At 37.0% G+C, this 13,438-nt stretch carries 13 protein-coding genes; 2 read left to right on the plus strand and 11 right to left on the minus strand.

Annotated elements, in window-relative coordinates; translation table 11 throughout:
* Positions 1 to 3: 3 nt before the first annotated feature.
* Positions 4 to 1,656: a putative manganese-dependent inorganic diphosphatase gene (locus tag H8S40_RS07285; RefSeq protein ID WP_186864937.1), complete on the minus strand. Its 1,653-nt coding sequence runs from the start codon at positions 1,654 to 1,656 to the stop codon at positions 4 to 6.
* A 235-nt stretch (positions 1,657 to 1,891) separates the two neighbouring features.
* Here H8S40_RS07285 and H8S40_RS07290 point away from each other — a divergent pair, with 235 nt between their 5' ends.
* On the plus strand, positions 1,892 to 2,578 hold the full coding sequence (locus H8S40_RS07290) for a S1 RNA-binding domain-containing protein (RefSeq protein WP_022075997.1): 687 nt from the start codon (positions 1,892 to 1,894) through the stop codon (positions 2,576 to 2,578).
* A gap of 63 nt (positions 2,579 to 2,641) precedes the next feature.
* On the opposite strand, the gene H8S40_RS07295 is transcribed toward H8S40_RS07290, so the two are convergent.
* Positions 2,642 to 2,791, minus strand: a complete 150-nt coding sequence (locus tag H8S40_RS07295; protein ID WP_022075996.1) for a FeoB-associated Cys-rich membrane protein — start codon at positions 2,789 to 2,791, stop codon at positions 2,642 to 2,644.
* A gap of 158 nt (positions 2,792 to 2,949) precedes the next feature.
* Here H8S40_RS07295 and H8S40_RS07300 point away from each other — a divergent pair, with 158 nt between their 5' ends.
* Positions 2,950 to 3,315, plus strand: coding sequence for a metal-dependent transcriptional regulator (locus H8S40_RS07300; protein ID WP_022075995.1), 366 nt, complete (start codon positions 2,950 to 2,952; stop codon positions 3,313 to 3,315).
* Between the two features lie 97 nt (positions 3,316 to 3,412).
* On the opposite strand, the gene H8S40_RS07305 is transcribed toward H8S40_RS07300, so the two are convergent.
* From H8S40_RS07305 to hrcA, 9 genes are all read right to left on the minus strand, one after another.
* Complete coding sequence (locus H8S40_RS07305; protein WP_118723622.1) at positions 3,413 to 5,932, minus strand: heavy metal translocating P-type ATPase; 2,520 nt, start codon at positions 5,930 to 5,932, stop codon at positions 3,413 to 3,415.
* 38 nt (positions 5,933 to 5,970) lie between these two features.
* Positions 5,971 to 6,276, minus strand: coding sequence for a metal-sensing transcriptional repressor (locus H8S40_RS07310; RefSeq protein WP_022075993.1), 306 nt, complete (start codon positions 6,274 to 6,276; stop codon positions 5,971 to 5,973).
* Between the two features lie 150 nt (positions 6,277 to 6,426).
* Positions 6,427 to 7,257, minus strand: a complete 831-nt coding sequence (locus H8S40_RS07315) for an Mrp/NBP35 family ATP-binding protein (RefSeq protein WP_118723621.1) — start codon at positions 7,255 to 7,257, stop codon at positions 6,427 to 6,429.
* Between the two features lie 52 nt (positions 7,258 to 7,309).
* Complete coding sequence (locus H8S40_RS07320) at positions 7,310 to 7,813, minus strand: NUDIX hydrolase (protein ID WP_186864938.1); 504 nt, start codon at positions 7,811 to 7,813, stop codon at positions 7,310 to 7,312.
* Between the two features lie 113 nt (positions 7,814 to 7,926).
* Positions 7,927 to 8,271, minus strand: a complete 345-nt coding sequence (locus tag H8S40_RS07325; protein ID WP_186864939.1) for an Hpt domain-containing protein — start codon at positions 8,269 to 8,271, stop codon at positions 7,927 to 7,929.
* A gap of 12 nt (positions 8,272 to 8,283) precedes the next feature.
* Positions 8,284 to 9,483 (minus strand): molecular chaperone DnaJ, encoded by a 1,200-nt coding sequence (gene dnaJ, locus H8S40_RS07330; protein WP_022075989.1) that lies wholly within the window; start codon positions 9,481 to 9,483, stop codon positions 8,284 to 8,286.
* Positions 9,484 to 9,669: 186 nt separating this feature from the next.
* Positions 9,670 to 11,535 (minus strand): molecular chaperone DnaK, encoded by a 1,866-nt coding sequence (gene dnaK, locus H8S40_RS07335; RefSeq protein ID WP_022075988.1) that lies wholly within the window; start codon positions 11,533 to 11,535, stop codon positions 9,670 to 9,672.
* 49 nt (positions 11,536 to 11,584) lie between these two features.
* The gene (grpE, locus tag H8S40_RS07340) at positions 11,585 to 12,220 is read right to left on the minus strand and encodes a nucleotide exchange factor GrpE (protein ID WP_118723619.1); all 636 of its coding nucleotides are present in this window, start codon (positions 12,218 to 12,220) and stop codon (positions 11,585 to 11,587) included.
* A gap of 17 nt (positions 12,221 to 12,237) precedes the next feature.
* A complete protein-coding gene (gene hrcA / locus H8S40_RS07345; RefSeq protein WP_118723618.1) occupies positions 12,238 to 13,293 on the minus strand; it encodes a heat-inducible transcriptional repressor HrcA in 1,056 nt (351 codons plus the stop codon).
* Positions 13,294 to 13,438: the final 145 nt, after the last annotated feature.

Consider the following 13,438-nt stretch of genomic DNA (forward strand, 5'->3'; position numbering starts at 1 on the left):
TATTTACTGTTGCAATGCCTCAACAATTGCAGGTACGAGTTGTTTCTTTCTTGACACAACCCCTTTTAAATATAATGTATCTGATTTTCCGTTTAAGTCAAAAGCACTGATTGCCTTCTCTCTCGCTTCTGGACCCACACACAGCAATTCTGATGATTCTGTCATAATATTGGTAAGCATGAAGAAAATCATATCCAGGCGATGATTTTGCCTGATTTTATCTAATTCGGATTCAATTTGTGTTTTAATCTCCGTCAGCTCTTTAGCACTCATAGAGTTCACCTGACCAACGCCAAATACAGTGTCATTTACTGTAAACTGTTTGAAATCAAGGAAACAAATTTCTTCTGCACTTTTGCCCTGAAGATTGCTTCCCGCCTTAAACATTGCCTGAGCAAGCTCTTCCATGTTAATGCCGGCAACCTCTGCAAGTTCTTTTGCCGCATCTTCATCTAATAAAGTACAAGTTGGAGAACGGAATAATAAAGTATCAGAAATAATTGCAGAACAAAGTAATCCGGCAATTACAGGATTCACAGGTTTATTATATTCTTGGTACATCTGATAAATTATGGTTGCAGTACATCCTACCGGCTGATTACGGAAAACAACAGGACCGATTGTCTGAATACTGTTTAATCTGTGATGATCGATAATCTCCAATACATCAGCCTGCTCAATTCCATCGACAGCCTGGCTTTCCTCATTGTGATCGACGAGGATCACCTGTTTTTTACGGCAATTTAACAATCGTCTACGAGAAATAAATCCTTGAAAATCTCCATTTATATCTACGACAGGGAAATCACGATATTTTTTACGTGCCATAACTTCTTTTACATCATCCACATAATCTTTTGGATAAAAAGTAATCAATTCATCTTTTGTCATAAACTGGCGAACAGGAATACTTTGATTGATTAAACGTGCAACAGTAAATGTATCATGAGGGGATGCGATTACAACAATTTCTTTTTCTTTAGCCTGTTTGAGAATTTCATTTGGAATTCTGGCATCACCACAGACCACCATACAGCTTACATTGATATCAATAGCAAGCTGCTGTGCTTCGATACGATCTCCAAGGATTACCAAATCATCTTCATCAACAAAATCTGACATCAACTGGCGACTTGATGCTGCGATAGCGACTTTTCCCTTTGATACATAACTGTGTTCATTTCCGGAAATAATCTTGCCATCTATCGTTGATGCAATATTCCGATATTGTGTCTTTGATCTTGCAAGAATATTACTATCATATACATCCATATAAGATCTGGCAATATCTCCTACTGTGATCAAGCCTTCGAGTTTATTATTACGGCCAATAGGAAGGGTTTTGATATTCAGTTCTTTCATTTGTGCCCAGGCTGTTTTTATAGATACTGAACCATTTAAATTCTCAGCTCGTCTTAAATCTACATCTCTTACCTGTACACGCAGATCAGAAAGCAACTTAGGAACTTCAACTCCAAAATATTCTAATACATATTGTGTTTCTTCGTTTAAACGTCCTGCTCTTCTTGCAACATAATGCTTTCCTGTCAATTCTTTTTTTAATGCTGCATATGCAATTGCAGAACAAATAGAATCTGTATCCGGGTTTTTATGCCCTACGACATAGATTTTGTTTTCATTCACTTCTTGTGACATAAAATTCCTCCAGTTTTTACGTTCTTTTATTCATATTCTATCACGATTTTTTTACTACAACAACCGGAAGACATAAATCTGAGAGATGTTTTTCATTAGGTACAATCCGTTACAAAGAAGTTGTAATAATTGAAATAGCTTATTCACAGAGATTGTATTTTCTTTTATAAATATGATATACTTAAGATAATCTAATCGTATTTATTGCGAATTTAAAGAAAAAAGAGGTGCTACAATGAGTGAAGAAATGAAAGTAAATGAAGTGCAAACAGAAGAAACAATGGCTGATTACGAAGAGCATTTTGATGATGCCAATCCATGGAATCGTGTTTATAATTATTTGGAAAATAAAACCGTACTTCATGTAAAAGTAGAAGGAATTGTTAATGGTGGCGTTATCGTTATGATAGAGGGACTTCGTGGATTTGTTCCTGCATCAAGACTTTCTTTATCTTATATTGAAGATTTGGAAACATTTTTATTAAAAGACATTGATGTTCAGGTGATTGATGTTGATCAGGCAAATAATCGTCTTGTTCTTTCTGCCCGTGAACTGCTTAAAGCAAAAGAGAAAGAGGAACGTGAAGCACAACTGGCTTCTGTGCAAATAGGATCTGTTATGAAAGGTGTTGTAGAGACACTTCAGAATTATGGAGCTTTTGTTAAATTAGAAAATGGTTTGTCCGGATTAGTTCACATTTCTCAGATATCACAAAAGAGAATCAAGCAGCCTTCAGATGTCCTCAGTATTGGCGATGAAATCGAAGTGAAAGTAATTGGCATTAAAGATGGAAAAATTAGTTTAAGTAAGAAGGCTTTAGAAGAGATTGAAGAGGAAGAAGTGGAGGAAAATGTAGAAATTCCAGAAGCAGAAGAAATCGGAACCAGTCTCGGTGATTTATTTAAAAACATTCAGTTATAGGCATAGCCCTAAAAAGAGATACCCATATTTGTACAGTGTGTACTAATATGAGTATCTTTTTCTTTATTCATGTTTATGATTGCAGTGCCCACCGCAATATTTACAATCGCCTCCACATTGAATTGATTTTCCATTCTTTTTATCTTTTATCATACTCTTAATAATTGCAATAACAACACATAATAAAATAAGACCTACAATTGCTGTTCCCATAGCTATACCCTCCTAATAATCTTATATTAAAAAAATATTTTTTATTTCTTTATAAGGTTAGCATACTCTAACTATTGTAATATGTCAAGTACTGTTTACAATTCCCACTAATTCATGCTATAATTACTGTATATTATAAAAATCAGAGGTGAGTTATTATGATACATTCAAATGAATCTGCTGAAAATTATTTAGAGACAATTCTCGTACTTAGCAAAACTCTTCCTGTGGTACGTTCTGTAGATATAGCAAATGAGTTAAACTTCAAGAAATCAAGTGTCAGTGTCGCAATGAAAAAATTACGTGAAAGCGAACATATTACAGTAACTCCACAAGGCTATATTTATCTCACAGAAACCGGAAAGGAAGTTGCAAACAAAATTTACGAGCGACATTTATTGCTCTCTTCATGGCTGGAACGACTGGGTGTTTCTCCGGAAGTTGCTGCTGAAGACGCATGCCGTATGGAACATGTTATCAGCACCGAAAGCTTTGAGGCTTTAAAACGCCATATCGCTCGATAGGCAAATTTTTATAATGGGAGCTTTCCTGTTATATAAAAGATACTCAAATCAATTTCCGAATAGAACAGGAATTTGATTTGAGTATCTTTTTTACAATCTACGCAACAGAAAGTACTTTATAATCTTTATCTTCTACTGCTTTTGTTAAAATTTCATCTGAAACATCTGCGGATAAAGTAACAATTGCAGTTCCCGATTCATGACTTACCTCAGCCATCTCAACCCCATCCAGTGCCTCTAATGCTTTCTTTACAGCTGCTTCGCAGTGTCCGCACATCATTCCTTCGATTTTCATTGTTTTCTTCATTTCTTTTTTCTCCTTTATTATTTTATTTTTTTGTTTCTTTTTTTTATCTTTTCTTGCATCGTAAATATTTACAAAATTTAGTCGCAACGCATTTGTTACCACACAAAAGCTTGATAAGCTCATAGCGGCTGCACCAAACATCGGATTTAATTTCCACCCAAAAACAGGATACCATAAACCTGCCGCTAATGGAATTCCAATTATATTATAAATGAATGCCCAAAATAGATTTTCATGAATATTTTGAAGTGTCGCCTTACTCATTCGAATTGCAGCAGGTACGTCTGTCAGCTTACTCTTCATCAATACCACATCCGCTGCATCAATAGCAATATCTGTTCCTGCACCAATTGCAATACCAACATCTGCTCGTGTCAATGCCGGTGCGTCATTAATTCCATCTCCTACCATAGCGACTTTTCCGTGTTGTTTTAATTTGCGGATGACTGCTTCTTTTTCGTTTGGAAATACATCTGCTATAACACGGTTGACTCCTGCCTGTTTTCCGATTGCCTTTGCTGTTCGTTCATTATCGCCAGTCAACATAACAACTTCAATCCCCATATTCTGCAATTCTTTTACTGCTTGAGGACTATCTTCCTTTATTACATCTGCAACAGCTATTATGCCAATAAATTGATTGTCACTGCAGAAAAACAAAGGTGTTTTTCCTTCTTCTGCAAATGTCTGTGCCTTTCGTTTTATGTCTGTAGAAATAATTGCATGAGAATTGATGAATTTTTCATTTCCGCCTGATACGAGTTTTCCGTTTAATTTTGCTGTTAATCCATTGCCTGGAACAGCTTCGAAATCTTCTACATTTTGAATCGGAATACTATATTCTTTGCTTGCTGATAATATTGCATTTGCAAGGGGGTGTTCACTTTTTGCTTCCAGTGCAGCTGCCTTTTCTAATAATTCGGTTTCTGATATGCCATCAGCAGTGATGATATCAGTTACGTGTGGTTCTCCACATGTAATGGTTCCCGTTTTATCCAACGCAATTATGTTAATTTTCCCGGTTTCTTCCAAAGAAACCGCCGTTTTAAACATGATTCCATTTTTTGCTCCGATTCCATTTCCTACCATAATAGCAACCGGAGTCGCAAGGCCAAGAGCGCAAGGACAACTAATTACAAGAACGGATATTCCTCTTGCTAAAGCAAAGCCGATATCTTGTCCGGCAAACAGCCAGATTATTGTGGTTATAATAGCAATGCTAATTACTGTTGGAACAAAAATCCCAGATACTTTATCAGCAATCTTAGCAATTGGAGCTTTCGTGGCTGCCGCATCGCTAACCATCTGTATAATCTGAGAAAGCGTTGTATCTTCACCGACTCTTGTTGCTTCACAGGTAATAAAACCAGATTGATTTAATGTTGCAGCAGATATTGCATCTCCTTTTTCTTTGTCTACAGGGATGCTTTCTCCTGTTAAAGTTGATTCATTCACTGCACTACTTCCACTGATTATTATACCATCTACAGGTATATTTTCTCCGGGACGAACAACAAATATATCGCCTTTTTTTACCTGATCAATGGATACTTCCTGCTCTGCACCATCAACTAAAATAACTGCCTTTTGAGGAGCGAGCTTCATAAGGCTTTTTAATGCATCTGTTGTTTTTCCTTTCGAATGTGATTCTAGCATCTTTCCTACAGTAATTAATGTTAAAATCATGGCTGCAGATTCAAAATAAAATTCATGCATCCATGACATTACTGCATCCATATCCATACGGATTTGTGCATCTGTCATTGCAAATAATGCAAATGTACTATACGCAAAAGATGCTCCGGATCCCAATGCGACAAGTGTATCCATATTTGGTGCTCTGTGAAGTAATCCTTTAAAACCACTGATAAAGAATTTTTGATTGATTACCATAATTGCAATAGTAAGTAATAATTGTATCAGTCCCATTGCGATGTGATTTCCATTAAGCCATGTTGGAAGCGGCCAGTTCCACATCATGTGTCCCATAGAAAGGTACATGAGCGGAATTAAAAAACAAAGGGATATAATAAGACGTTGCCGTAGCTTTGGGGTATCTCTGTCTTTTAAAATGTCGTCTGCATTATCAACAGTATGTTTCCCCTTTTCACTTCCTTTTTTTGATGCCCCATATCCTGCATTTTCTACTGCTGAAATTATCTTTTCAGCGGATGCTGTACCTTCTACACCCATTGAATTTGTAAGTAAACTTACTGAACAATTGGTAACACCCGGAACCGCAGACACTGCTTTCTCTACTCTGGAACTGCAGGCAGCACAACTCATTCCTGTAATATTATATTGTTCCATACCTTTTCACCTCTCGTTGTTGTAAATCCATTGTTCAATCATTTCATCAATTTCTGTAATGTATTTACCAGTTCATTTATCGTTTCATCTTTACCTGCACGTATATCATCTGCTACACAAGTACGAATATGATTCGAAAGGAGTACTTTATTAAAGCTGTTAAGTGCTGCATTTGCCGCAGATACCTGAATTAATATATCCGGACAATACGCATCCTCTTCTACCATTCTTTTAATTCCACGAATCTGACCTTCTATTCTACTTAGTCGATTGATTAAATCTTTATATTCTTTTTCACTACGCTCTTTTGTCTTATGGCAACAGCATTCGTTTTTTTCATCCATATATATCATCTCCTTTACATCTCTACAAAGATTATATACCCCCATATGGTATATTGCAAGTCCTAAAAATATTTTTGATCGAAATAAAAAAGCATAGATTATAACTTTATCGAAATAATCCATGCTTTTTATAATGATTGGTAAATAAAATTAAAGTTCAATATCTTTTATATACGGATTTGTTATATCATAGAAACGCTCTTCTTCAACAGCTTCAGCCATTTTTGTATCAATTGGCATTTTTCCTAATACTGGTACACCATATGATTCTGCAATCTCATCTATATGACTTTCTCCAAATATTTTGATTTCCTTACCACAATCCGGACATTTAACATAACTATAATTTTCCACAATACCTAATACTGGTATGTTCATTTGTTTTGCCATACCATAAGCTTTCTTTACGATCATCTGAACTAAGTCCTGTGGAGATGTTACAATTACGATTCCGTCAACTGGGAATGACTGAAATACAGTCAATGGAACATCACCTGTTCCAGGTGGCATATCTACAAATAAATAATCAATATCATCCCAGATTACATCTGTCCAAAACTGTTTTACAACACCTGCAATAATTGGTCCCCTCCAAATAACAGGAGCTTCTTCGTCATCTAATAAAAGATTAACAGACATAATCCGAGTTCCGTCTTTTGCAAGTGCCGGGAAGATTCCCTCTTCGCTTCCTTTAGCCTGCCCATGAATACCATACATTTTTGGGATGGATGGTCCTGTAATATCAGCATCTAAGATACCGACATTATAGCCTTTTTCTCTCATCATACGTGCAAGCGAGGCTGTTACAAAAGATTTTCCAACCCCGCCTTTTCCACTAACAACACCGATTACACGCTTCACACTTGAATATGGATTTGCCGGTTCTCTCATATCAGTTTTTTTACTGCTGCACCCATCTGCATGTGCACAAGTAGCACATGACTCTTCTGAACATCCCTGCGCCTTTGTCTCTTCTGACATATCATATACCTACACTTTCTTAAAAATATATATGGCATAAAGCCATTGTATCTTAATCTTCAAATATTTGACGTATACTGTCATAATGAAGAAAGATTCCTTGTTTTGCATATTGTTTTACTTCATCAATTGTTGCAATTGAAAATTCTGACACTTCTTTATCTTGAACTTTTATATCTTTATCGTCAAAATCTAAAATAAATTTATAAATATCTACGAAATAATTATTTTTCTCTTCTGGGTTGATGCGCTTATAAGAAAAAGCGTAACCACCATCTGCGCTGGAAACATCAATACCGGTTTCTTCCTTAATTTCTCTTATTATAGCATCCTTGGATTCCTCTCCTGCGTTCACTCCACCGCCTGGAACCTCCCACCATCCTGCGGCCCATTCTTTATCCATACGACGACGAGTGATCAGATATCTTCCATCCGATCTTTGCAATACTCCAAGTACGGTTAAATGAAATTCATCTGGCTTCATATTCCAGTCATTTCTTTTCATTGTCTGACCAGTTTTTTCTTTCTTTTCATTATAAATATCCCAAAATTCCATGCTTGATCTCCTCTCGTCTGTTGGTTTATAATCTGCCTTATTATATCACAACGAGCATAAAAAAACCACTGGTAGCATTAAATCTAACAATGGTTTTTATCATTGAAATCACTTTATAATGACTGAATTGCCAAAATTGTTACCTTGTAATCCTCATCTAATTTCTTCAACATTTCAGCCGTAACATCCTGCTTTCCATCACGAAGAGCTTCTGTTACAGCAATACTTGATTCACTTAAATATCCGAGTCCTAAATTCTGACATACACCCTTCAAAGTATGTGCAGCACGAAAGGCTTCGGAATAATTCTGATTATTCAAATTTTCATGTAACTGCTCATAACTTTTGTCATCTAAAAACTTGCCTAAAAATCTTCGTATCAAGTTTTCACTCTGCAATCTTCTTAACACATCCTGATAATCACCGCCACATGATGTGTAACATTCTTCTAATGTCATTACTTGTCTCCTCTATTCCTCAAAGGCCTCTTTCACTTTGTCCATGAATTTTTTCTTGCTTTTCCCTTTATTCTTGTCTGTAGCATCCGTATTTGCAGACTCTTGTTTTAAAGTATTACCGGAAAGCATATCGAATTTTCGCAAAGCTTCTTTTGCTTCAGCACTAAGTTTTTCAGGAGTCTGAATCACTAATGTTACATAATGATCACCTCGTACCTGAGCATTTCGTAAAGAAGGAACGCCTTTTCCTTTTAAACGAACCTTAGTATCTGTTTTCGTTCCAGGTTTTACTGTATAAATAACATCACCATCTACAGTAGGAACGCGAATATCTGCTCCTAAAGCAGCCTGAGCAAATGAAATAGGAACTGTTGAGAAAATATGCATATCTTGTCTCTGGAAAATAGGATGGCGAGATACATTTACTTCCACAAGTAAATCTCCTCTAGGACCACCATTTACACCTGGTTCGCCTTTTTCACGAATTCGCACACTTTGACCATTGTCGATACCGGCAGGAATCGTAACTCGGATTTTTTTCTTGCTTGATGTATATCCTGTTCCAAGACATGAAGAACATTTTTCTTTAATAATTTTACCCGTTCCATTACAATTTGGACATGTCTGCACATTCTGCACAGTTCCAAAAAATGATTGTGACGAATAGACAACCTGACCTTTACCGCCACATTTTGGACATGTTTCCGGAGATGTTCCAGGTTTTGCACCGGTTCCGTTACATGTAGTACAAGGATCCTTTAATACTAATTCCAATTCTTTTTCACAGCCGGAAATTGCCTCTTCAAAAGTAATTCGAATGCTCTTGCGGATATTTGCACCTTTCATTGGACTGTTTGAGGCACGACCACCTCTTCTGCCACCACCGAAAATATCTCCAAAGATATCTCCAAAGATATCTCCAAAATCAGCTCCATTAAAATCAAAGCCACCAAATCCACCGCCGGCTCCACCTGCACCGCCTTCAAATGCTGCATGACCAAACTGATCATATTGACGACGTTTATCTGCATCACTGAGGACGGCATACGCCTCAGAAGCTTCTTTAAATTTCTTTTCAGCTTCAGCATCTCCAGGATTCATATCTGGATGATATTTTTTTGCCAGAACACGATATGCTTTTTTGATTGCTGCATCATCTGCATCTTTGCTTACGCCAAGCACTTCGTAGTAATCTCTTTTTGATTCCGCCATAATCTATACTACCTTTCATTTCTCTTACTAAGTTACATAAACGTTTACAATCTACCACAAACTACAACAAATTGCAACGTGAAAATCTACGAAACCATTTGACCGGTTTCGTAGATAAAGTGTTACTGTCTACAAAATCTGTAAACAGTAACACAATGTGTTTATTTAAATGTGTCATACATTTTATTAAACTTCTTTATAATCTCCATCTACAACATCGTCACCCTGGAATCCTTCAGGAGCCGGACCTGCTTCTGGTGTAGGGCCTGCCTGTGGACCTGCCTGACCAGCTGTCTGTTCATACATCTTTGTAAAGAGCTTCTGAGCGCTTTCCATCAATTTATCTTTTGCAGCTTTAATTTCTGCTACCTGCTCATCTGTAGTCTCTTCTGGAGTAGATTTAGCAAGCAAATCTTTCAATGCCTGACAATCAGCTTCTACAGCTGCTTTATCAGTTGCATCTAATTTGTCTCCGACTTCTTTAATCGCTTTTTCTGTCTGGAATACCATAGAATCAGCTTCATTTCTTGTGTCGATAGCTTCTTTACGTTTCTTATCCTGTGCTTCAAACTCAGCTGCTTCTTTTACAGCTTTATCGATATCAGCATCTGACATATTAGAGCCTGCTGTAATTGTAATATGCTGTTCTTTTCCAGTTCCAAGATCTTTTGCAGATACATTAACAATACCATTTGCATCAATATCGAATGTAACTTCAATCTGTGGGATTCCACGTGGAGCCGGAGGAATTCCATCCAGTCGGAACTGTCCGAGTGATTTATTATCTCTTGCGAACTGTCTTTCACCCTGTACAACGTTGATATCTACGGCTGTCTGATTGTCTGCTGCTGTAGAGAAAATCTGACTCTTCTTTGTTGGAATTGTTGTATTACGCTCAATCAATCTTGTAGCAACACCACCCATTGTTTCGATTGACAATGACAATGGAGTTACATCAAGAAGAAGGATATCTCCTGCGCCAGCATCTCCTGCAAGCTTACCTCCCTGAACAGAAGCACCAAGTGCTACACATTCATCTGGGTTCAGAGATTTGCTTGGCTCTTTACCTGTCAGACGTTTTACTTCTTCCTGTACTGCTGGAATACGAGTAGATCCACCTACAAGAAGAACCTGACCTAATTCAGAAGCTGTGATTCCTGCATCGGAAAGTGCACGACGTACAGGTTCAGCTGTTTTTTCAACTAAATCACGAGTTAGTTCGTCAAATTTAGCTCTTGTAAGATTCATATCAAAATGTTTTGGACCTTCTGCTGTTGCTGTAATAAAAGGAAGGTTAATATTTGTTGTTGTAGCTGAAGAAAGCTCTTTTTTTGCCTTCTCTGCTGCTTCTCTTAATCTCTGAAGTGCCATCTTATCTGTAGATAAGTCTACCCCTTCTTTTGCTTTAAAATCAGCAAGCATATAGTCTGTAATCTTCTGGTCGAAATCATCTCCACCAAGTCTGTTATTTCCGGCTGTAGATAATACTTCAATAACTCCATCACCAATCTCGATGATAGATACATCGAATGTACCACCACCTAAATCGTATACCATGATTTTCTGCTCTTTTTCGTTATCAAGACCATAAGCAAGTGCTGCTGCTGTAGGCTCGTTGATAATACGTTTAACATCAAGTCCTGCAATTTTACCGGCATCTTTTGTAGCCTGACGCTGAGCATCGTTAAAGTAAGCAGGTACTGTGATAACAGCCTCTGTTACTTTTTCTCCAAGATATCCTTCTGCATCAGCTTTCAGTTTCTGAAGAATCATTGCAGAAATCTCCTGTGGAGAATACTTTTTGTCATCAATTGTTACTTTGTAATCTGTACCCATCTCTCGTTTGATTGAAGAGATAGTTTTGTCTGCATTTGTTACAGCCTGACGTTTTGCAGGTTCACCAACAAGACGTTCTCCTGTTTTTGTAAATGCAACAACAGAAGGTGTTGTTCTTGCTCCCTCTGTATTTGCGATAACAGTTGGCTGACCACCTTCCATTACGGCAACACAACTGTTTGTTGTACCTAAGTCAATACCAATAATTTTTCCCATGATATTTGTCCTCCTAATTTATCATTCTAAATTTACTGATTTACTACTTCTAATTTGCCACTTTTACCATGCTGTGTCTTACAACACTGTCACGATATGTGTAACCCTTCTGGAACTCTTCCACGACGATATTCTCGCCGACTTCCTCATCTTCTACGTGCATAACTGCATTGTGAAAATCAGGATTGAATTCCTGACCAACAGCCTCGATTGGTTTTACGCCTGCTTCACCGAGCGTTGTCATTAACTGTTTGTAAATTTTATCCATCCCTTCCATGAAAGGATGTGATTTTTCTTCCTCTGGCACAGCTGCCAGTCCGCGTTCAAAATTGTCCACGACTGGAAGAATTTTATCTATGATATCTTTCGCTCCTATTTCGTACATCTGTTTTTTCTCTTTATCTGTACGCTTGCGGAAGTTATCAAACTCAGCCATTTGACGAGTGAGACGATCTGTTAATTCTTCAATTTTTTCGTCTTTCTTGTCTTTCTTGTTCTTTTTACCAAATAATTTTTTCTCAGATTTTTCTGTCTCTTCTAATGCTTCATCTTCTAAAATTTCTTCTTCGGATCCATCAGCTTCAACAGCCTCTTCTGTTACCTCTTCAGATTCTTCCTCAACAGTTTGTGTGGCTTTTGCTTTTGCCTCTTCTACTGCTTCTTTTACCATATCTTCCTGACTCATTTTTTCCTCCACCAATTTTATTCTATATCCCGTTCGCTTAAATCTCTACGATTTAAAGTGTCCAGTTCATTCTTCAATGTCTGCAATGTTTTCATTACATGTTCATAATCCATACGCTTCGGACCAATAATACCGATTGTTCCACGCATTCCTTCACCTAGCTCATAAGTAGCTGTTACAACACTGCAATCTTTCATTGTCTTGACTGGAGTTTCATCGCCAATATAAACCTGTATTCCTGTATTCTCTTCATTTGAAAGAGTTTCTGTAACCAGTTCTGCAAGCTGTTGTTTTTCCTCAAAGGCACTTATTATTTCCTGTGCACTCTGTTTATCGCTTAATTCCGGATACTTAAAAATATTTGTCGCACCACATGTATAAATTTCCATATCATCTTCTACATGAATAATATCTGCAACAGCATCCAGCACATCGCTGATTACTTTACTGTGAATACCTGCCTGATCTTTTAATCTGGCGATCAGCCCAAGGTTAATTTCCTCAATAGACATGCCATTGAGGGAAGTGTTCAGAAGCATATTCAACTTTAGCATCGTCTCATTGCCTAACTCTTCATCAACTTCGATAATCTTGTTTTTGATTACATTTCCCGTCATTACAATAACTGCAACAATCTGTTCTGGATCCACCTGTGATAATTGAATGAATTTCAATGTATTCTTATGGTTGATCGGAGCAGAAATCATGGTTGCATAATTTGTATTATTTGCAAGTACTCTCGCTGCTTGTTTTAATACTTTATCAACCTTATCAGATTTTTCTAAAACAACATTTTTCAAATCTGATAATTCTTGTTCCTTATCGGCCATCAACATATCTACATATAACCGATATCCTTTATCCGAAGGAATTCTTCCGGCAGAAGTATGTGGTTGGAAAATATATCCCATATCCTCTAAATCTGCCATCTCGTTTCGAATTGTTGCTGAACTTAAATTCAAGTCGGTTGATTTCGAAAGAGTTCTTGAACCTACCGGCTCTCCGGTTTCAAGATAATTCTGGATAATTGCTTTAAGTATAATATGTTGTCTATCTGTTAATTCTATATCCATCTTCTTAAAACCTCCTCTCTCTTCGCTATTAGCACTCCACTTATTTGAGTGCTAACACCTTACAAGTAATAAGATAGCACCTTGATTTCCGTTTGTCAACACTGTTTATCATTTTTTTATAGAAATAAAAATTTATTATATATTT

Origin of the sequence: Ruminococcus hominis, from assembly GCF_014287355.1 — a bacterium.
Lineage (GTDB): Bacteria > Bacillota > Clostridia > Lachnospirales > Lachnospiraceae > Schaedlerella > Schaedlerella hominis.

Excerpts from the sequence above, each read along its gene's own strand:
- H8S40_RS07325 (WP_186864939.1), bottom strand. The coding sequence starts at position 8,271 with ATGACATTAGAAGAATGTTACACATCATGTGGCGGTGATTATCAGGAT.
- H8S40_RS07315 (WP_118723621.1), bottom strand. The coding sequence starts at position 7,257 with ATGTCAGAAGAGACAAAGGCGCAGGGATGTTCAGAAGAGTCATGTGCT.
- H8S40_RS07320 (WP_186864938.1), bottom strand. The coding sequence starts at position 7,813 with ATGGAATTTTGGGATATTTATAATGAAAAGAAAGAAAAAACTGGTCAG.
- H8S40_RS07310 (WP_022075993.1), bottom strand. The coding sequence starts at position 6,276 with ATGGATGAAAAAAACGAATGCTGTTGCCATAAGACAAAAGAGCGTAGT.
- dnaJ (WP_022075989.1), bottom strand. The coding sequence starts at position 9,483 with ATGGCGGAATCAAAAAGAGATTACTACGAAGTGCTTGGCGTAAGCAAA.
- hrcA (WP_118723618.1), bottom strand. The coding sequence starts at position 13,293 with ATGGATATAGAATTAACAGATAGACAACATATTATACTTAAAGCAATT.
- grpE (WP_118723619.1), bottom strand. The coding sequence starts at position 12,220 with ATGAGTCAGGAAGATATGGTAAAAGAAGCAGTAGAAGAGGCAAAAGCA.
- H8S40_RS07305 (WP_118723622.1), bottom strand. The coding sequence starts at position 5,932 with ATGGAACAATATAATATTACAGGAATGAGTTGTGCTGCCTGCAGTTCC.
- H8S40_RS07285 (WP_186864937.1), bottom strand. The coding sequence starts at position 1,656 with ATGTCACAAGAAGTGAATGAAAACAAAATCTATGTCGTAGGGCATAAA.
- H8S40_RS07295 (WP_022075996.1), bottom strand. The coding sequence starts at position 2,791 with ATGGGAACAGCAATTGTAGGTCTTATTTTATTATGTGTTGTTATTGCA.
- H8S40_RS07300 (WP_022075995.1), top strand. The coding sequence starts at position 2,950 with ATGATACATTCAAATGAATCTGCTGAAAATTATTTAGAGACAATTCTC.
- dnaK (WP_022075988.1), bottom strand. The coding sequence starts at position 11,535 with ATGGGAAAAATTATTGGTATTGACTTAGGTACAACAAACAGTTGTGTT.
- H8S40_RS07290 (WP_022075997.1), top strand. The coding sequence starts at position 1,892 with ATGAGTGAAGAAATGAAAGTAAATGAAGTGCAAACAGAAGAAACAATG.